Raw genomic sequence first — 21,433 nt, 5'->3', positions numbered from 1 at the left:
CATATATAAAGATAAGAAATTTCCCTTTTTTATACAATCTCATCAAAGCTTTTTCTTAACTTGTGCAACAGGCACAATAGCTATAATTAATACGGTGTTTATTGCTTAGTTTAAAGTTCAGAACTTCTAATCCTGTACTAACCATAACCTAGATGTTGGCAAACATAGTGCCCCTCTTAAAATAAGGCTACATAATTTTAAACATTATTTACAAAAATGACAAAGTAATCAGAACCTTTTAAACTGAAAATTTTAGGAGAAACAACAACCGGTAAACTAAACAAAAACCCATAGGTGAATTTTATGGTATTGCTCCTACCTCTATCAATGAATGGATCAGAAAGTATAACCATAAATACTTAATGATATCCAAATCTCACCAATGATTTTATTCAAATACTAGAATTGATTAAAACCGAAAATTATAGTATATATAATACACTTGGTGCAGAAATAAGTAAAGTTTCTATATCTGAAAATGATAAAATTAATATAGAAAGTCTTTCCAATGGTATATCCTTTTTAAAATTTGGTAATGACAATAAAATTAAATTTATAAATAATGCTTGATTTAGAATGTTTAATAAAAATATTTGTTATAATCTAATTTTAGATAATTTGAAGTCATTGTTCTCCAAATTTTCATTAAATTGCATACAGTATTTTTTTAATCAGAAAACTAAAAACTGCATACGTTTTTGCATACGTTTTTAAATTTTATAGGCTTGTGAGCCCAGCAAACGTGCTTAGTAAATCACGGCATTTGAGTTCATAACCCGGAGGTCGGGGGATCGTGCCCCCCTCTCGCTACTTATAAACACTAGGAAAGTCAGGAATTTTATTCTTGACTTTTTTGTTTTGCTAAAACATTTATACTTTTTCAAGTAAAAAAACACCCCAAAGAAGCACAAACCACTATAAATTTAATGAACAATTCATGCTAAAAATTAGTGGAGGTCGTTTTTAGATTTTATTATCTAGCTTGTTATAATTTAGATAAATTACAAGATAAATCATCCTGAAAGAAATTAAAACGGATTTACTTCTTATATCCAGAGCGTTTTCCTTTTTTTTTAAACTTTTGTTCCGCCTCCTTTTTATTGCAAGTCCAATTTCAACAGGGTTTAAAGAATTTGAGTCAGCACAAAGAACGATAGAAGTAATAAATATGATTAGAAAGGATCAAATCTTGAAACCTAAATCTTCAATATTTAAAACTTTCTGTGCTCTAGCTTCTTTAAATCAGATTCTCTTAAAAAAAAACGGCGATTCCTAATTAATGCGACAGAACCGAGGTAGAATATGAAAATATAGCGAAACAAATAAGTATATATTTAATAGTGTTTTCATTTATATATTTTTAGCTTGGTGTATTTATTAAGTTTAAATACACCAAATAATTAAATTGCTATACGCCTAAACTTATTCTAGCTCCTTTCTCAATCCAACTTTGGATAAATCAATTGGAACTATACCCATTTTTAATGCCGGCGAATCTGGTTTAAACCTAAAGTCGCCATTTTCAGGATCAACAAATAGAGGATCTACCGCTTGACTATTTAAATCCACACCATTCTTTTGATTTTTCTCAATTAAAGCCTTACCCATCTCTAAATCAACTGTATTGAAATAAATATTGTAATCGGTGTCCGCATCCATTACCCGAGCCAATGAACGCCCTCTTCTGTCTTCAGACCCTCCGTCTCTTTTTGCAGGTAATTCATCAATAAAACTTGCTTCCTTAGATATCGCATAAAAAATATTACGCTTAATTGACGCACCAGTCAAAGGACCTTCCCGTACTGATAAATAGTAACCACGCGGTGGTGCAATAATATTGACAACAATATTATTTTCCACTTTATTATCTAGCTTCGTAAGAATACCTTGTGAAGTGGCGTTATAAATAAGATTTTCAGTAATCAAAGTACCCGTTTGCCCACCGTCTGTACGAATAGCCGCTTGCATAATCATATCCGCAACCATATCATGGATGTAGTTACGACGAATGATATTATTCTTACCAGCTCCACGAATATAAATAGCATTGCCATCTCCAAGTCTCTGCATCCCATGATGAATTTCATTGTTTTCAATAATATTATCGTGTGTATGCAAATAAGGTAATACATCTTCAAGACTTAACCCCTCTTCAAATTCTGGCATTTCATCTCTACGTAGGGTACGAACGAGTTCACGTCCATTTCCTTTCTTCGCAAAGAAATCTGTCATACAGCCAGATAGAATTAGCGGCGTATAATCCGTATGATGTATGAGATTATTAGCTACTCGATTCTCGCCACTTTGCCAAAGAAAAATACCAGGAGAATGCCAATACACCTCTCCTACATGATGGATATGATTATTATAAACCGTATTCTTTTTATTGACATCCTTAGTACCAGGACCATATCCTGCCAAAAGAATTCCACCACCGCCCATATGCTCTATGTGATTATTTGAAATCGTATTCCCAATACCATATAAATCTACACGGATGGCACCACTTCCACTATGAAGAAAATGACATTGATCTATCACACAATTTTCTGTTCCACGAAATCTTAAAGCGGCATTATCCTTGTCCAACATATCCCAATCGTGTTGTAACCCTTTATCATCTTTGGTTAACACATAGCGTTTAGCATGCTTGAATGTTAAATCTCTAAAAACTAGATTTCGAACAGGAATATCTCTAGGCCCATCAAAATCAATTTTTCCCTCAACACGGATTAACTCATTTAATGTAGGTGCAAACACTGGAGACTCATTACGTTTCCAAAGATATACTTTGCCTTCTTTAGTATTTATTACCCATTCACCTGGTTCGTCTAGTTCTTCAATAACATTTTCTACCCAAATATTTTCAGTGTCTTTAAGAAAGTGCAACACATTCATGGCATACGTTGCATCAATTGAAGTATTAGCAATTTGTTTCTTTTCATTGAAAGATTCTACAGGAAGCATATTTGTTATCCAAGCATGATGCGGTCTTACTTTTATTTCAGCATCATCCATATTAGTCCAATTCTTGAATGCATTGTCAGGAAAATGGATTCTATTTCTACCATTAGTTTTATCTTCAGCAATAAAACCATTGGATTGCGCTCTTGGAAGCATCCCTTCATCATCATAGAGTGTTAAAAAGGTATCAGAAACATTTACTACATAAATATTTCCTTTTGCTGATTCTGGTAATCCTTTAATTTCGGTAGTTACTTTTTTCCAACCTTTGATTTCCTGTCCTGAACTAAGAACTGGTGTTTCATTGGGATAAGCTTCATAGGTTATTGTTGCTGTTCCGTCTCCAGAATCCTTCAGACCAAATACTACCGTTTTATCTAATTTATATACTCCGCCTCGAATGTGTACTACAATATCTTTTGATTTGTTTTTTTTCAAATCCTGTACAGCATCTTTAGCACGTTCTAATGTTGCAAAAGGACCATCTGTGCCTTCTGCGTTTGGACTAGCCAATGTACCAGACCATTGGTCTGACCCCTGAGTGGATACATAAAAATCAGCTTTATTTTCTGATACTATTTTCGAGCTGCTACATGCGAACCCAACTATCAGCATTAGTATTATAATAAATTGTCTTTTCATGGTGTTTGTTTTATTAGTTAAATATTTAGTTTTCAATAATTTTATTCTTTTTGAACTTCGGTACGTAATCCAATTTCGGAAATGTCTATTTGTTTTATCCCCATTTTTATTGCAGGTGAATCTGGTTTAAATCTAAAGTCACCATTTTCTGGGTCTACAAATAATGGATCTAAAGCAATACTATTAATGTCTGAGTTATCTTTTTCCTGAAGACTTTTCAACGTTTTTTCAGCCAAACTATTATTTGCCTTACAGTAATAAATATTGAAATCAGAATCCACATCTTTCATTGTAGCGGGTACTCTGCCACGGCTATCTTCACCTACTAATCCTTTGCCTGGTGAAGGTTGAGAAATGAAGGTGATATTATCTATAGTTGAATAATAAATATTTTTTTTATTACTTGCACCATGCATTGGACCTTCAACAATTTTTAAATAGACGCCTCGTGGTGGCGCAATAACCTCTGCAATAATATTATTTTCAAAACGGTTGTTCAATTTTAAGGTCATCCCTTGTGAAGTACATTTATAGATAATGTTTTCGGCAATGAGTGCATCCATTTGTCCGCCATCAGTTCTAATACCACTTTGTTTTCCTGTTTCGGCAACGAGATGATGTACAAAATTACGTCTGATTATGTTACCGGGTCCAGCAGCACGAATGTAAATACCGTTACCATCACCCAACTTTTTCATCACATTATGAATTTCGTTGTATTCAATAATATTGTTTCTACTGTGCCAATATGGTCGTACTGCATCTGCTGTTAGTTCTTTGGGCAATTCACCTATTTCATGCCACCTAATGGCTCGAAATTGCTCGCGTTTTTTATTGTGTGCAAAAAATCGGATAACACATCCCGAAACAATTAAGCCACAATAATTCGTATCATGAATTAAATTGTTGGCCACTCGATTTTCACCACTATTCCAAAGAAATATCCCTGGCGATTGCCAATATATTTCACCAACGTGGTGCACATTATTGTTATATACAGTGTTCTTTTTATTTACATCTTTTGTTCCTGGTCCATAACCGCAAAGCAGAATACCTCCACCTCCCATATACTCAATATGGTTACTTGATATATTGTTATTAATTCCATATAAATCTACTCGAATGGCACCACTTCCTCCATGTAAAAAATGGCAATTTTCAATCACACAATTTTCGGCACCTCGTAAACGCACCATAGCGTTATTCTTGTCGAGCATGTCCCAATCGTGTTGTAAACCTGCATCATCTTTGGTTAAGGTATAACGTTCGGCATGTTTAAAAGTAAGACCACTAAAATGAAGGTTTCGAACAGGAATATCTGTTGGACCTTCAAAATCAATTTTGCCTTCAACACGAATCAGTTCTAATAGTCTTGGTGCAAACACAGATGAATCGTTTCGTGGCCATAGATAAACTTTCCCTTCTTTTGTGTTCAATACCCATTCTCCTGGTTTGTCCAATACCTCCAACACATTTTCTACCCAATACCCTTTCTTTTGCATGGCATAGGTGGCAGGAACTCCTGTACGAGCAACGCCTTTTTCTTGATCAACTGAAATCAATGGCAGCATATTTACAATCCAATCTCGGGTTGGACGCACAAAAATTTCTACATCTTTAATGTTTGTCCAGTTTTTTAACTCCCCTTTAGAAAAATAGAGCTCATTAGAATTAGTTCCCTTTAAAGCATTGTATTTATCAGATCGAGCTCGTGGCAGCATACCTTCTTCATCATAAAGTGTTAAAAACTTATGAGAAACATCTGCTACTAGAATCTTTCCTTTTGCTTCGTCTGGTAATCCAGTAAGCTCTGAAGTCTCTTTTTTCCAACCGTTTATTTCCTGCCCAGAACTGAACACGGGATTCTCTCTAGGATATGCCGAATAAGTAATGGTTGAATCACCTTCTCCGGAATCCTCCAGACCGAATACAACCGTTTTTTTAAGTTGGTACACGCCTTCTCGAATAAGAACAACGATGTTTTTTAATTTGCCTTTTTTTAACTTTCTAACAGCATCTCTTGCACGCTCCAAAGTTGCAAAAGGCCCATCGGTACCTTCTGCATTCGGATTATCTAATGTTCCAGACCAATTATCAGAGCCTTTGGTCGACACGTAGAAATCCGCCTTTAAGTTAGTTGTTGATTGAGGTGTAATAGACTGACATCCAAAAAATAGCATCAATATTATAATCCATTGTAGTTTCATTCAATTTCGCTTTTAATATTACTTCATCCCAATAACAAACGCCATTAAAATCATCAGACATTAAACAACGTAACTCTATTTTTGACAAATTTCCACTATTAAATACACCTTTGAATTCTACCCATTTATCAGCTTTGGTATTCGAATCCAACTCAAATTTACAAGATTCATCAAAGCTTCCGTTGGTATCAAAAATTACTTTTCCATTTGTTCCAGAATCTACTTTTAGTTTTACACTAAGTTGATAATTGGTGTTTGGAGTCAGTTCTATATTTTGAGTATTTGCCTTTGCATTCCCTTTACCTTTATATTGCATCGCATAATATCCTTTTGCTGAATTATCCAAGAATCTGTTATAAAATTTAGCAGAACGACTTATCCAATTTTTAATATGCTCTTCTGTGGCAAGTTCAAAAGACGCGTTTTTAACGAGGTTTTCATCTTTAAACTTTGAAATTTTAAGTGATTTAATAACAGCTTTGCAACCTATAGCATTCAAATTAATTCTATTTTCAACGAAAACCCAAGATTTCCCTGTGAAATTATCTTCTTCAAAGCCTTCAATTTTATATCCTTTTGGAATTTCAATAGAAGAAATATTCTTTGGTTGAATACCTTGTTTTTGCAATTCTGCTTGATTATAATCGCCTTCAGATAAGGCACCCATCATACCATTAAAATTAATTTCCTTATGAAAAGTTGGTAATTGAACACCTAATGTTTGCTCTACCATGTTAATCGTACCATCTTCATTAAAAAAAATAGGATCAAAACAAATAGAACGATTTGGGCCTATACCACCAGATAGATTGCCGTTGTGATAAAATAAATACCACTGACCTTTGTATTCTACAACCGAGCCATGCGTAGTAATCACATCTGTGCTACCTAAAAAGACTTCGTTGTTTTCCCAAGGGCCTAACGGACTTTTGCTCATGGCATAGCGCATTTTATTGAATTTCGGGAAATCATCTGGGTAAATCATGTAATACATGTTATTCCGTTTAAATACAAAAGGACCTTCACGCAAACCATCAAGCCCTGTTTGTTTGATGAGTTCTCCATCAATTTCAGTCATGTTTTCTTTGAGCTTAACACCGTAACACTGGTTATGCCCTGCTATATATAAATAAGCCTGACCATCATCATCAATGAATACACAAGGGTCAATGTATGCTTCTAGTCCTTCAATATAGCCTTGTACTTTAAAATCTGTTGTTGGTTTGGAACTTGTCGCTACACCAATCTTCCAAGTTTTTCTAAAATCTGCTCCAGTTGGGTGCGGAAAATAATAGTAATATACACCATCTTTATATGCGCAATCTGGTGCCCACATAAAGCCACCTTCTTCTCGTCCCCAATCAACCTGCCTTGAATGTAAAATTTCGCCATGATCTTTCCATTTAATCATATCATCAGTTGAGAACACATGATAGCCATCCATAGTTTTATAACCTTTGGGTGGTGCATTATCTGTTGATGGATACACATATAACCGTCCATCATCCCAAACATGTGCTGAAGGATCTGCAGTAAACATGTGGCTTACAAATGGATTTGACCGCCGGTTTTGAGCAGTCAGTTGCAATGCCAAAATTAAAACTGTAAAGAATATTTTTACTCTCATTATTTCTCATTTTATTTATTTGTGACATATGTATTCCAGAAAGAAGCAATATCATTACTCTCTTTACCAAGATTGAATATGTTCCAATTTTCGACACAGTCAGAAAAATCTACACCTCCTGCAGCAATCCATTTATTTGTCCAAGTAGATTCCCATGAATCACAAACTTCATCCGCCAACATCCAAATATTTCTAGCAACTTTATTTGGGTTTTCAGTCGATTTTGCAAGCGCTAACCATTTCGTATCTTTAGAGCGATACCCTGGAGTTTCATTATCACTAGTGTTTCCATCATCAATTTTTTTATAAATTGTATGTTCCTTTAACCACAGTAATTTTGAAGGCGTTGTGTTTTTTTCATTGTAATTACTATGTTGTACAATAATTACATTTTTTTTAATACCAGCTATCGCAATTCCTTCAGCAATTACAGCCTGCAATACATCATACGTAAAGTTTGATTGTCCTGCTTCTTGAACAAAAATCTTACCACCAGAATTTAAAACAGTAACAACTTTATTTTTTACCCTAGCAACAGATTCGTTCCAATAATTATGTGCGTTGGTCCAATTTAAATTCTCCGGACCAAACAACTTATTATAATAATCAGGCACACCCTTTGTAATGAATATATGATTTTGATCTCCATAAGCGCCAGCTACAGCATAGTAATTTACACCTTCAAAACCTGCATGTTTTAGCATACAAGCCAAAGCAGCAGCAGCCATAATATCATCTTCATCAGGTTTTAAATCGAAATTTGCTAGTAACAAATCTTTATTCTTTTGAAACGTTTGAGACGAAACCTCAGAAAGGTTTAGTAACAAACAAAGAATTGAGCATATAAAAAGTTTTAACCTCATAATTATAGTTCTGCTGTTAAGTTTAAAATTATAAAGCCGTTTTAATTTCTATCTCTTTTTGTTCTCTTACAACTTTTAAAGTAACTTCTGAGTCTTTTATATTATTCATAAATCTAAAAAACTGTTTCAGATTCATAAATTTTCTACCATTTGCTGCTAAAATTAAATCTCCTTCTAACAAACCAACTTTGGCTGCTTTAGATTTTTTAGATACGTTTAATAAAGCAATACCACCATCTTCTTTAGAAACTCCGTAAGCCGAAAATTCCATTCCTGATAAACTACTAACAGTAGCTCCTAACCAAGTAGGTTTTCTTCCCTTATTTGCTCTTCCTTTATTTTTAAGTGTTTCTGACACTCCTAAAGCAGGAATTATTGGTGTTCTTGCAATTGCTTTTAGACTTGGCTTTTTAACTCCAAATTGATCCATCGGAAAGTTCTTAAACCCAATATCAAAGGCTGGTGAACCTTCTTTTACTCTAAAATCTCCATTTGCTGGGTCTATAAATTGAGGGTCTGCTACAATTGAATTTTCATCCCATCCAAATTTTTGTGTTAAATCTGAATTAAATATAAGGTTACTATCAACACGTTTTCCTGTATTATTTGCCGTTGGTACTTTTACCCCTTGATAAACAAACATAAAAATGTTAGAAAAAACCTCATCTCCACTATTTTCATACCACACATGTGGATGAAAAGTATTGTTTACCGTAATATTATTCCAAGCACGTCTTCTGTATCCTTCTCGAAGTTTTAAACCACCAGACAACATTAAATTGTTATAAATATCGTAGTTGGTAGAACCATCATCTAAATCAATATCCCAACCATGATCACATCTCCAACGACTATTTCTAATGGTAGTAGTTTTTATTGCATCTGCAAATGGTAATTCTGGATATTTATTGATATCAAAATTATTAAGCCTCCAATAACGATCTCTTCCCCATGAATTAAAAGAACCATGATCATGTGTTTCTAACACCGTATTAAAAACATCACACCTATCAATAATATGTCCACCAAAAGCTCCATCTCCAATATTAATTCCAGAACGAGCACAATCGTAAATAGAACAATCTTTAACGGTTATTTCCATAGCCATTTCAATCTGTACTCCTGCAGGTTGACGTTCAACAGTTCCTACATTATGAATCAAACAATCTTCAACAGTACCTAATGCAGGATAATTTTCTGTTTTAGGACCAGGGGTTTTATCAATTCTTGAAACTTCATTTTTTTCACCATACTCAAACAAAGGGTTACGCAAAGCTTTTGGGTCTCCCACAAAACAAACTCCGCTTGCTCCTGTATGATGAATGTGACTCCCTTTGATTAAAGTACGTCGATTGTAATTATTTACAAAAATGGCATTTCCTCCCACTTGATCAAATTCACAATCTAAAATCTGAATATCTTCTGTACCTGTTAATTTAAATGCTCCTCCTCTATAAATAGTCCAGTCTGAACGTACCATTGGTTCTTTGGTATCCATAAATGTTCTAGCTGCATGTTTAACCACAAACCCTTGCAACGTAATATATTTTACAGGATGTTTTATCTCACCTTGAAAATCTATCAATTCCTTTAATTGAACCACCTCAACTTTGGCTGTTTCTAAATTTGTAGAGGATTCTGGTTTGTAATATAAAGTCTGTGTTTCTTCATTATGAAACCACTCTCCTGATGCATCTAATTCTTCAAAGATATTTTCAACCATTCTATATTCTGGATGCATCCCTAATTGGCGATTGTTTTGCCAACCTCCTTCATAAGTTACCTCTCCATTCCCTTTTTTTCCTGTGATGATATAATGATATCCTCCCCATTCTTTTGAATGCATGGCATGAATATAACCTCCTTTAGGATTTTGCCACCCAGCAGCACGTTCTTTAGAAAAAGCATCGGCTGCGTATCCTTGATAAGCATCTGTTTTTTTAGTGGCATCATAATTAGGGTAACGAGCCATACGTTGATTCAATCCATCAACAAAAACTTGATCAATTACAATTCCTTTTGGTGTTTTTGCTTGATAAATCTCATCTTGATAAGGTTTCCATGTAAGTGCTAATTTTACTCCACCACTTAACACAGCTCCGCCTTCATTTTGAGCACGATAGACAATCGGATATTTTTCTGATCCTGAATCTTCCGGCGAAAAAACAATTGTTTCTGATAAATAATAAACCCCATCAGCAAAATAAATGGTTACAGACTCTTTACCTGCATAAGTACGTGCTTTTTGTTGAGCTGCAGCCAATGTTGCTAAAGGTTTGTTTGCCGTTCCTTTGTTTTCATCAGAACCCTCGGTACTTACATAAATATCCACGGCATAAGCTGTAGATAAAAGACTTCCTAATAAGAAGCAGAAAATAATTGACATATTTTTTTTCATACTATATATATTTTATTAATTGATTTTTAATTAAACTAACCGTTATTTTTAAAAAACGGAGTCACATTTATTTATAATTTTTTTTACCCCTATAAACAATTAAATGATCATCATGTTGGTCATTTTCACATGCTATAACACTTAGGCTATTCTTCTTTTTTTATACTTTGATATTTCTTTTCAGTTTCTATCCTAAGTTTTGCTAATACTTCAACATATTTTTTATCATTTGCTAAATTATTCATCTCATAAGGATCTTTGTCTACTTCATATAATTCTTCAATAACTGGATCATGTTCATAATAAATAATGTATTTATACTTATCATCCCTCATTCCCCTAGATCTATAAGATTTATTCGCTTTAATTATATTTTGATTTGCTATTTCAAAATCAGGATATTTTCTTTTAGAATGTAAATTTGTAATAAAAAGACTTTCTGAATATACCGATTTTTGCCATAGATCTCTATTTTGAGTATGATCTAATATTCCTTTAAAACTATTTCCTTGCATCTTTTCAGGAGCTTCTATACCTGCAAAAGACAATATGGTTGGTGCGATGTCTACTGAGGATACGAATGCATTTTCTCGATATCCCTGTTTTTCTTTCGTTATACGACCATCAAAAACGATTAACGGCTGTTTTACAGATTCATCATAGAGAATTGATTTATCATACAAGCCATGTGAACCATGATAACGGCCGTTATCACTCGTGTAAATAATAATCGTATTATTTAGTATCCCCATTTCTTTTAATTTCTCCACCAGTCTTCCTACTTGCTGATCTACAGTATACCCTTGAGTTGCAAATCTTCTTACTAATTTTTGATATAATTTAGGGGTTGATGTTCTTTGCATATGAAGTGGCACACCCCTCCAATTATCAAGTAATTTAGGTAGTTTCGTGTTTTTTCCTTCCACCCAGTTTTCTGGGACACTAAAATCTTGATTCTCAAACTCCTTTACATGTGGAGGATACATGTCTATATCTTTGTCATTTTTTACCGCATAAAAACTAACTGACAAACAAAATGGTTCATCCTTAGGCTGTGTATCTAAAAAATGGATCATCGCATCTCCCGTTTTTAATGTTCTTTCATTAAGTGGTCTATCCTTATGATAAATTTCCTTTAATCTTTCATCCTCTGGCCACATTTTAAAAGCTCCTCTAAAATGGACTCCATTACCTGCAAAATAATCGAAATATTCTCCCAGATTTTTTTGCATATCATAACCTGAAACGCCACCTGTTGCCCTATAAGTATCGTCAGTAACAGGAAAACCAAACTTACCTATAAACCCTGTACGATATCCAGATTGTTTTAATTGCGCTGGATAAGTATCTTTAAAATCCGCCTTTGAGAATGTAAGGTTATTTGGGTAGGAAAAATCCACATTATGATTTGAATCATAACGACCTGACATTATCGTAGCTCTACTAGGCATACAAATAGCAATAGCATAATAGGCTCTATCCAAAACAACTCCTTCCTCTGCTAATCGGTCAATATTTAACGTTTTAAACTCTGGTCTTCCATAACATCCAAAATTATCCCATCGCTGGTCATCTGTCATCAGAAAAACAATGTTTGGTTGTTGAGCAAAACCCGACAATTCAAACATTGAGCAAACAAAAATCAGTATAATCTTTACATATTTCATAAGTTATTTTTCAAAGTATTAAAACCAAAACATCAACGTTTACCATCCATTAAAACGCTTCATTTATAATAAACGTTGATGTGTTAGTTATCCTCTTTAATTTTTAGATTCCTTTGGAGCCCATTCTGGAATTCCTTGTTCTTTTAACTGCTTATTGTAACGCTTTGCAAAAGGTTGATCTTCTGGAGCCACAACTGGTAAACCTTCATTAACCATTAAAGGTTTTACATGTTCCCACCAATTATTATACGATTTTTGCATTCCTGCAATTACCTCAGGATGTTCTGCCGCTACGTTATTTTTTTCTGAAGGATCTACAGAAATATCAAAAAGTTCTTTGTTGTTTGAAAAACGCCATTGTTGAGTACGTACAGCAGATTTTGTGTATTTGAAGCTATCACTTTTACCATTAGGCCATCGTCCACAGTGAATAAATAATTCTCTATCTGCCCAGTCTGCTTTAGGGTTTTCTAAAAGCGGTATTAAAGATTTACCACTTAACGTTTGCATTTTCTTAGGTAATTTTACTCCCGCTAATTCACAAAAAGTTTGATACATGTCTATATGAGCTGTCAATCCATCCACATCAGCTCCTTCTTTAAATTTACCTTTCCAATACCAAAAAGCAGGTACATGTGTTCCCCCTTCAAAAGGTGAATTTTTCCCTCCACGTAAGTTGGCGTTAAAATGTGTTACTGACTTTCCATTAAGTGTTCCTTTTAAATGTGTCGCTCCATTGTCTGTCATAAAAATAACAATGGTATTATCCAAGGCATTCCATGCTTCTAATTTCTGCATCAATTCCCCAAAATTATCATCTATATTTTCAATCATTCCATAACGACCTGCAGTACCTTGGTCATATCCTAACTCTAAAAAACGTTTTTTATATTTTTCAGGAGCCACTAATGGTGCGTGTGGAGCATTTAAAGCCACGTAAGCAAAATAAGGTTGCTCTGTTTTTTCTTGTTTTTGTATCCAAGCTTCTGCTGCATCAAAAAACACGTCTGTACAAAATCCTTTGGTTTGTACAATGGTATTATTATGAAGCAATACGTTATCAAAATATAAGTTCTCTTCATTCTTTGGAAAATCACCATACTTGGTTTGTCCAATTCCACCTCCACCATGCATTAATACCTCATCAAAACCTCTGCTTGTTGGCAAATATGCTTCTTCATCACCCAAATGCCATTTTCCAAACAAACCTGTTTTATATCCTGCAGATTGTAAAGCCTGAGGCATGGTAAACACATCTAAAGACATACGTTCACGTTGCATAATGGTATGTGTAACTCCTACTTCAAAGGGACGAGCTCCACTCATTAATGATGAACGAGTAGGGGCACATGTTGGACTTACTTGAAAATCTGTAAATCTGGTAGATTTACCGTAAAAGGCATCAATATGAGGGGTTTTTAATACTTGATTTCCCATACATGCCAAATCTCCCATTCCTTGATCATCTGTCATGACCAAAATAATATTGGGTTTGGTGTTTTTAAGTCCTTTATTTTGACTTACTCCTGTACAAGCCACTAGCAATAATAGAACTGCGCTCTGTAAATATTTAATTGATTTCATTTTGAACTATTTTATATTTTATAATTATATTATTTTAATGTGCAGATAATACCCCTTTTGGATCAGGAGTACGATTTGAAGTAGTTGTAGCATCTCCATACCAATAAACTCCAACACCATAAGCCATATCACAATCTGTTCCACTCCAAACTTCCATATCTAATTGTAATGAACTTCCAAATGGCATGACGTCCAGCGAACGGGTACGCGTTTCTGTACTGTATCCTTTGGTGTTTCGTTCCCCTATTTCCGTTTTTCTATTTAACTTATTATACTTGTGACTGTATGGCTGCGCATGAAATGGATGTTCATAAAAATCAGTACTCATTCCTCCCCAAGAATATCCATAATAATCCTCTGTACCGGTACCAAAAATGGATGGAAAATCTTCACCATCTACCCATATTTTCTCATCTCCTTCTCCCCACCATTGCTCAACAGGGTTCATAATGGTTAAAGCATCTCCCACATATACACCACGTCCTTTAAGTGTTACATAATTCCAATCTGAAAAAGGTCTAGTAGGCACAGGGTTTTGCCCTCTCCATGCAGCATTAAAATACATACTGTTTTCATTCCATTCCCAATCTCCAACGGTAGCATCTAATTGAATATCTACAGGTTTATCACCTAGATTGAGAACAGTTACCTTTCCTGATTTCTGGTAAGGCATTACCCAACGACAAGACATCGTTCCTTCTTCAGTCACCGTACGATACCAACCCTTAAACGGATTTAGCCCAATACCTGATCCAAAGAAATCGCCAATAGGACACCAAACTGTTTGTTGTCCATCAAATTCTATTTTAAGAATAACCGAACGTGTTACTGTAGAATCTGAGTAATCACCAAGCTTTAGAGAAAGATTTTTGAGAGCCGAAGTCCCTTCTGGCAATACAACTGACTTTTCTTCATTCTTAGCTAAAACACTCTGTAATTTAACCGCTTTGCCAGTTATTGTGTTTTGAGGATTCAAAAGCGTTTCACAAACTTCATTTATCTGGGGTTTTGCTTTTTGATAATCTCCCATAGTAAAGGTTTTTATACTTGTTCCTTCTTCATATTCCCTATAAGTGAATTGGTAAAAAAAAGGTCGATTTGTAACTGTAACCTTGCAACTTTTTGCATAAGGGATAGGAAAAAAAGAAACAGCAGATCTTAAAGATTTATGTGCCAAAGGAAAAGGAAAAAGGTCGGTACCATCTAAAAGGCCTAACATATTTCCTTCAAGAGCTGGCTCAGTTGCTCCATCCAAATAAAATTTGATGATAATATCTGTTTTTGGATTTTTCGTGCTTCTAAACGGCATCCAGGTACGAACGATTGCACCAGCACCCTGATGATCCATCAACACCCATTCTTTTTGACCATTATTTTCTTCAATTCGTAAAAAATTATGATCCTTTTCAGTACGATTAAAATCATGGTTTGTAAACCACCCTACTGTATCTTGAGGACTTTTAGAAGCTCGGTTATAGCTACTTTCCTGTTTTAAACGAAAGTCCTTTTGAGGAAAACTTGCTATCTTCTCTCGATCAACCATTTCGTTCAAAAGTGATGTCATACTAATTTCCTTATTCTGCGAATTACAGGACATTGAAATCGTAAAAATCAGTACTAATAAATTTGAAAAGAAAATCTTCATAAACATCTGTTTTTTCACAACTTATATTTTAGTTGTTATCATTTATTTTAGAGCAAAAGCAGCTTGTTTCCAAGGAAAATCAATCTCATCATTCTTTTGGACTTTACCAGGCGTACTTCTTCCATCATTAATTTGTTTGATTAATAATTCTTTCAGTTCTTTTACTTTTTCAGGGTTTTTGTCTGCTAAATTCACATGCTCTCCTACATCTGTTCTTAAATTATACAATATAAGCTCAGGCAAATCCTTGCTTTTTTTATCTGGTTTTCCAACTGCCGTTAAACCTTTATTAGCATCTATAATTAATTTCCAATCTCCTTTTCTGATGGCAAAAACCCCTTCTTTACTATGATGAATAGTTGCTTCTCTTTCATACCCTTTTTCTTGCAACAATAAAGGCATCATACTGTAACTATCTTCTGCTGCATTATCTTTTAAGTTATAATTTACAATATCTGCACAAGTTGCCATAAAATCAGTCGTACAAATTGTTGCATCAGAAATACTATTCGCTTTAATTTTGCTAGGCCATTTTACAATAAACGGAACACGGTGCCCTCCCTCTAAATAACTTCCTTTGTTTCCGCTATAGATATAACTAGGGTTGTGCCCTTTTGCTTTTAATACTCCATAATTGGCATTTGCAGCACACCCATTATCACTTGTAAAAATAACAATGGTATTATCTTCTTCTCCACTTTCTTTAATAGCTTTAAATATATTCCCCATTAAATCATCAATCATTAAAACAAAATCTGCATAAGGATTTATTTTACTTTTTCCTTTCCAAGGTGCAATAGGTAAAATTGGATTGTGTGGTGCAGGCAAAGGAAGATAGATAAAATAAGGCTTCTCATCTTTTGCGTTTTCTTTGATATATGAAACAGTTTTATCTACAAAAACAGGCAATACTTCTTCATGTACAAAATCTTTAGAAACAGGTCCCTTTATCCAATAAGCATATTTATTTTCATTCCTTTTTTGTTCAGATATACCTGTTGGTTCCATCACCACTTTATCATTCTCTAAATAAACAAAGGGAGGCATATTTAACGAAGCTGCTAATAAATAAGAGTAATCAAAACCTAAATCTAAGGCTCCTTTTTTCAAGGGTTTAGAATAATCCAATTGTTCCATTGGGTACTTGTCTTTAACTCCTGAGTAATATTCTAATTCTTGGCTACTATCTTTCAGAGTCCAATTTAACCCCATGTGCCACTTTCCAATATTTGCCGTTTTATAGCCATTTTGCTGTAATAAATCTGCTACGGTAAAGCGATCATCTTTTATCAACATTGGTGAAGTACCCCAAGTAACAAACTGTTTTAATGGTGTTCTCCAGTTATACCTACCTGTTAAAATACCATATCTGGTTGGAGTACAAACTGATGAAGAGGTGTGCGCATCTGTAAATCGCATTCCTTCAGCAGCTAAATTGTCTAAGTGTGGCGTATGAATTTTACTGTTTTCATTATAAACACTTAAGTCTCCTATTCCTAAATCATCTGCAAGGATATAAATGATATTAGGTTTTTTGTTTTTTGAAGTCTGTGCATTCACTGAAAACAATAAAAGCGTTGCTATTCCTAAAATTAATTTGTTTTTCATCTTCTTTCTTTTACTTATTAAGGCAATAGATATATTGCTGTGGCTCCTTTATCACTTTCACGTCCATCATTACGTACTGCTTTAACCTTAAACGTCATCTGGCTAAACTGTTTTAGGTCAGAAGTATTATAATTAAAATCAGTATCTACAATTTTAGAAGCGATTAGCTTATAATCTGATGCATTACCTACTGCACCATAAATATTGTACGATACTGCATCTTTACTTGCATTCCATGAAAGTTTAATTTGATTCTCATTATTTTCTATTTTCAACTTAGAGGGTGATGCAACAGGAATATATTGCGGAATGGCATTGATTACATAAGTCTTCCCAGCAATTGTCTCAATACTCACTTGATCACTATCTTTTTGTGTGAATTTAACTTTCTTACCTTCAGATGTTTTAATCATCGCCTTGGAAACATTTGGATATCTAAATTCTAAAACACCTCCTGATTTAGACAACACCTTAAACTCATTCGCCTGACCTTTAGACCATGCTGCTGAAACCTCAAAATTACCACGAGCCAACATACCGCTATAGCTACCCTCTGACCAAGCTTTAGGTAATGCTGTTAATGGAGATATTACATAGTCTTGACATTGTAATAGCATCTCGGCTACCCCAGCTGTAGCACCGTAATTGGCATCGGCTTGAAATAATTGACCTCCTCTGTGATCATTAAACAAGTTATGCATGTAGTTTTCACCTAATAATTCTTGATAATAAGAATACGCTTCTTCACCATCGTGAACTCTTGCCCACATAGCAATTCTTTCTGCACGTGCCCAACCAATATTGGTTTTATGATCACGTTTTATCAAACTAACTTCAGCTGCATCTAACCATGCAGGTGTTTTATCTGTAATTAATATTCCTGGATACAATCCTAATAACATGGAAGCATGACGATGGTTAGTATCAATTATCTTATTGATACTAGGATCACCCAAATCATCAAAAAACCCTTCTTGACGAAACTCTTTAATCTGTCCTGATTTCCCAACGTGAATAGGATCTAACAATGGTAATTGAGTTTCAAATGTAGACAAACGAGCATCTGATCTTTCCAAGACCTCAGCACCTTTTATCACATTATGATGATTCTCATAGAACATTTGTTGATCAAATGTAGTTCCCACCGTATTTCTTAATTTTTGTTCTGGACTTGAAGAAGGGTTGGCTAATAAAATACCTTCTGTATTGGTTACGAATCTAGATACAAAGTTTGCCTGTTCGTAAATGACAGGATATACCTTTTTCTCTAATAAATCGGTATCACGAGTATAATCATAGTAATCCCAAAATAGTAGCCCAATCCAAGAACCCGTTCCAAAACCAGCCACCTTATTTTTACCAGGCACATCATAAGGGCTACTCCAAAATGGACCAGACCAACCATTGTCTCCATTCGGATCTAGCTGAGATTTATTATACTGATTAACATATTCTGTTGCATACAAACGTTGACGTGGTTCAAATGCTTTAAAATAATCGGTATAAGATTCAAACAACTCAGACAAATTGGTAGAAAAAACTGGTGCATAAGCCATTTGTACGTTTGTATCGTGCAAATACTTAGAAGACCATGGTGGTCTTTGGTAAACATTCCAAATTCCTTGAAGATTAGGAGGAAGTGAACCTTTTCTAGAAGAACAAATGAGTAAGTATCTTCCGTACTGAAAAGCAAGTTCTTCAAGATATTTACTAGAAGCTTTGTTAGGATATATATCCACCAATTGGTTTGTTGGTATATTCGGTTCCACAGCTCCAAGATCAAAATTCACCCTACCGTATAATTCTGTATAATCCGCTAGATGATTTTTTAACAATTTGTCATAAGACTTAGCTGCTGCATCTTCAAGATAAGAAGTCACCTTTTTATGTGGATCCGGAAATCCTGCAAGTTTTTGTGCTGTATCTTCAGTCAAAAACACTTGTGAGTTTAACTCATAATTAGTTCCAATCGCAATCAATATTACTGCATTATCCGCATCAGAAACATCAATAGTTCCATTTTTATTGGTCTTTAAGTTCCCTCCTTCTGGAATCACTTTAAACTGTCCCTCGTACATAATTTTATAGTGTTCCATAATACCAGAAAGTGTAATAACATCTCCCTTTGCAGATATAGAACCAGACTTACCTTCTCCTAAAAACGGAATGGTAGGACGTAATGTAAATGACAATGCTCCTTTTTTTGAGGCACTCAAACGGATTGCCATCACTTTATCAGGATAACTAGTAAAATATTCTCTTTTGTACTTTACACCATCATTTTCATATTCCACAAATGAAAGTCCTTTGTTTAGGTTTAACTCCTGTTTGTAGTCCTTGATTTTATTATGATTGAAATCAATAAATACTTCAGCAAAGTTATTCAACCCTCTACGTTTTAAACCTTTATCCTTTTCACCATTATCATATAAGCTATTCTCCGTAATTTGTATACGTTCTGTTGCTGTACCCCCAAAAACGTTAACCCCCATGTAACCATTACCCATAGGGATGGAACGATTCACCCAACCCTTGTCAGTATTCGGAGTAGCTTCGTTGTACCAAAGGCGTAGTATTTTTTTAGTACTATCAGAGTTGGTTACATTTACCTTCTCTTGAGCATGTACAAAAATAGTGGCACTAAAAATCATCACCATTAACAGATGATGAACAAAAAAATTGATCCTATATTTTTTATTCATTTTTTAATTATTTTAAATTTTTCTATTTTAATTAAAACTAATTTTCTTATTTCCAAGATATTTTAGCTTCTCTTGTTTCTGTATTCACCCAAACACTAGCATGTTCAAACTCACGTGTAAACTCCCAACCTTCTGAAGTGGTTCTTATATATCCACCTTTTGGTTCACCAAGAGGTTTTTGTAATTCAGGATAATCTACTAAAGGTCCTGTGGCCAATTTCCATCCCCAACTGTACATAAAATACGAGTAAGGTTCGGCTCCAATTAAATAGCAAGCTAAAGCAAATTCCAACTTCTCTTTAGACAGTTCGGGCATATTAGGCTTAATATGTCCTCTTCCTGCTCCATCAACTCCAAGACGGAAAACAGATATTTTTCCCTCTTTAGCATTCTTTAACATATCCCCCCACTCACTTAGTAAACTTTCTTTCGTATATCTAGAAGCCGAATAGTTTTCAAACATTACAGCATCACAAACAGGATACACATATCCTGCATCTTTATTATTGGCATTGTTCCCTAATAATATTTTATCAGCTCCCATTTTCTCCTTAAGCGCAGCCATCATTTCACCCATTGCAATTTCAATTTCGGGCTTATCTTCTTTACGAAACCTACTATTTCCATGCATCTGGTCTATAAAAACTCCATCACAACCAGATTCTCTAACTCCTTTGGCAACTGTTTCTACCCACCATTCACGAAATTCAGGATTTAATAAATCATAACAAAAAGCTCCAAAATGTTCTGCCAGCTTTCCTGTTTTTTTATTTGTTATTAAAAACTTTTTTAGTTCTGGGTGTTTCTCAACACCTTTCTCTGAAAAATCTTTGGTATAAGAAGTATACGTCCAGGCATAAGCAGCATTAAAGTAAAACAATACTTTAATATCAGGGTTTGCCTTTCTAAAAGCTTTAGCTTCCTCTTTAGCACCTAATTCAGCAGACCCTAGTCGTTTTTTACCGTGAGATTTTTCTATACAAATAAAATCGGTACGAGGTGCTATAAATGCAACTTCCTTAGGAGTTAATAAGCGGTTCTTATCTTGAAACATAAAATACTGTGGTGTTGTTTCCCAACTAAATTTTGGATAAAAATTTTTGGGTACAAAAACAGTTCCATCACTGTTTTTATAGGTTACTTGTGAAATAGCAGGGCTAAACCCTGTGAAAACCACACAGAATAATAGCGTTATAAGAATTTTTGTATTTTTCATTTTTATGATTAAATAAGTGTTATTATTCTAATATCCTTTTACTGCCTTGCGCACCTGTTTTATAATTTCAATACACTCTTGATTAAAAATAGGATGATCCTTAGTTACATCTGGTGTCATGGCAAGATTAATGGTCGTAATATCATCAGCCCTAAGTTGCCATGTTTTTGATGGCCAATAAGGATGAATTGTTCTTTCTGAATGTTTTATTAAATTTTGTGCTGATAATTTAGCGAACAAACATAATCCTAAAACGAAGAGACTCCCAACTATTTTATTTTTATACAAATTCATTCTAAATTAATTTTAT

Annotated in this window: 13 protein-coding genes; 1 reads left to right on the top strand and 12 read right to left on the bottom strand. The window is 34.4% G+C overall.

The genetic code is table 11. The features are described 5' to 3' along the window. Window positions 1-405 precede the first annotated feature (405 nt). Window positions 406-570, top strand: a complete 165-nt coding sequence (locus Q5N74_RS18965) for a T9SS type A sorting domain-containing protein (RefSeq protein ID WP_369686023.1) — start codon at window positions 406-408, stop codon at window positions 568-570. Window positions 571-1,422: 852 nt separating this feature from the next. Here the strand turns inward: Q5N74_RS18965 and Q5N74_RS09745 are convergent. The 12 genes from Q5N74_RS09745 to Q5N74_RS09690 form a co-directional block, all read right to left on the bottom strand. After that, complete coding sequence (locus Q5N74_RS09745; protein WP_304388598.1) at window positions 1,423-3,606, bottom strand: right-handed parallel beta-helix repeat-containing protein; 2,184 nt, start codon at window positions 3,604-3,606, stop codon at window positions 1,423-1,425. Window positions 3,607-3,647: 41 nt separating this feature from the next. Further along, window positions 3,648-5,813 (bottom strand): right-handed parallel beta-helix repeat-containing protein, encoded by a 2,166-nt coding sequence (locus tag Q5N74_RS09740; protein ID WP_304388597.1) that lies wholly within the window; start codon window positions 5,811-5,813, stop codon window positions 3,648-3,650. Continuing rightward, the gene (locus Q5N74_RS09735; protein ID WP_304388596.1) at window positions 5,740-7,440 is read right to left on the bottom strand and encodes a family 43 glycosylhydrolase; all 1,701 of its coding nucleotides are present in this window, start codon (window positions 7,438-7,440) and stop codon (window positions 5,740-5,742) included. Before Q5N74_RS09735 ends, Q5N74_RS09740 begins: the two co-directional genes overlap by 74 nt. 11 nt (window positions 7,441-7,451) lie before the next feature. Beyond that, entirely contained in the window at window positions 7,452-8,303 is an 852-nt protein-coding gene (locus Q5N74_RS09730) for a hypothetical protein (RefSeq protein WP_304388595.1), read from the bottom strand. Window positions 8,304-8,331: 28 nt separating this feature from the next. Beyond that, window positions 8,332-10,701, bottom strand: a complete 2,370-nt coding sequence (locus Q5N74_RS09725) for a PDZ domain-containing protein (RefSeq protein ID WP_304388594.1) — start codon at window positions 10,699-10,701, stop codon at window positions 8,332-8,334. 146 nt (window positions 10,702-10,847) lie between these two features. Next, window positions 10,848-12,368 carry a sulfatase-like hydrolase/transferase gene (locus tag Q5N74_RS09720; RefSeq protein WP_304388593.1) on the bottom strand — a complete coding sequence of 507 codons (1,521 nt, stop codon included), beginning with the start codon at window positions 12,366-12,368 and terminating at the stop codon, window positions 10,848-10,850. 96 nt (window positions 12,369-12,464) lie between these two features. Next, window positions 12,465-13,952: an arylsulfatase gene (locus Q5N74_RS09715; RefSeq protein ID WP_304388592.1), complete on the bottom strand. Its 1,488-nt coding sequence runs from the start codon at window positions 13,950-13,952 to the stop codon at window positions 12,465-12,467. A 34-nt stretch (window positions 13,953-13,986) separates the two neighbouring features. Then, entirely contained in the window at window positions 13,987-15,516 is a 1,530-nt protein-coding gene (locus Q5N74_RS09710; protein ID WP_304388591.1) for a glycoside hydrolase family 172 protein, read from the bottom strand. Between the two features lie 123 nt (window positions 15,517-15,639). Further along, window positions 15,640-17,205 carry an arylsulfatase gene (locus Q5N74_RS09705; RefSeq protein ID WP_304388590.1) on the bottom strand — a complete coding sequence of 522 codons (1,566 nt, stop codon included), beginning with the start codon at window positions 17,203-17,205 and terminating at the stop codon, window positions 15,640-15,642. A 17-nt stretch (window positions 17,206-17,222) separates the two neighbouring features. Further along, complete coding sequence (locus tag Q5N74_RS09700) at window positions 17,223-19,907, bottom strand: glycoside hydrolase family 95 protein (RefSeq protein ID WP_304388589.1); 2,685 nt, start codon at window positions 19,905-19,907, stop codon at window positions 17,223-17,225. 46 nt (window positions 19,908-19,953) lie between these two features. Further along, complete coding sequence (locus Q5N74_RS09695) at window positions 19,954-21,123, bottom strand: putative glycoside hydrolase (protein WP_304388588.1); 1,170 nt, start codon at window positions 21,121-21,123, stop codon at window positions 19,954-19,956. 27 nt (window positions 21,124-21,150) lie between these two features. Further along, entirely contained in the window at window positions 21,151-21,417 is a 267-nt protein-coding gene (locus Q5N74_RS09690; RefSeq protein WP_304388587.1) for a hypothetical protein, read from the bottom strand. Between the last annotated feature and the right edge of the window lie 16 nt (window positions 21,418-21,433).

It is taken from the genome of Mariniflexile sp. AS56 (genome assembly GCF_030552475.1).
In the GTDB taxonomy this organism is placed as follows: Bacteria; Bacteroidota; Bacteroidia; order Flavobacteriales; family Flavobacteriaceae; genus Mariniflexile.
This window is presented reverse-complemented; position numbering and strand designations above follow the sequence as displayed.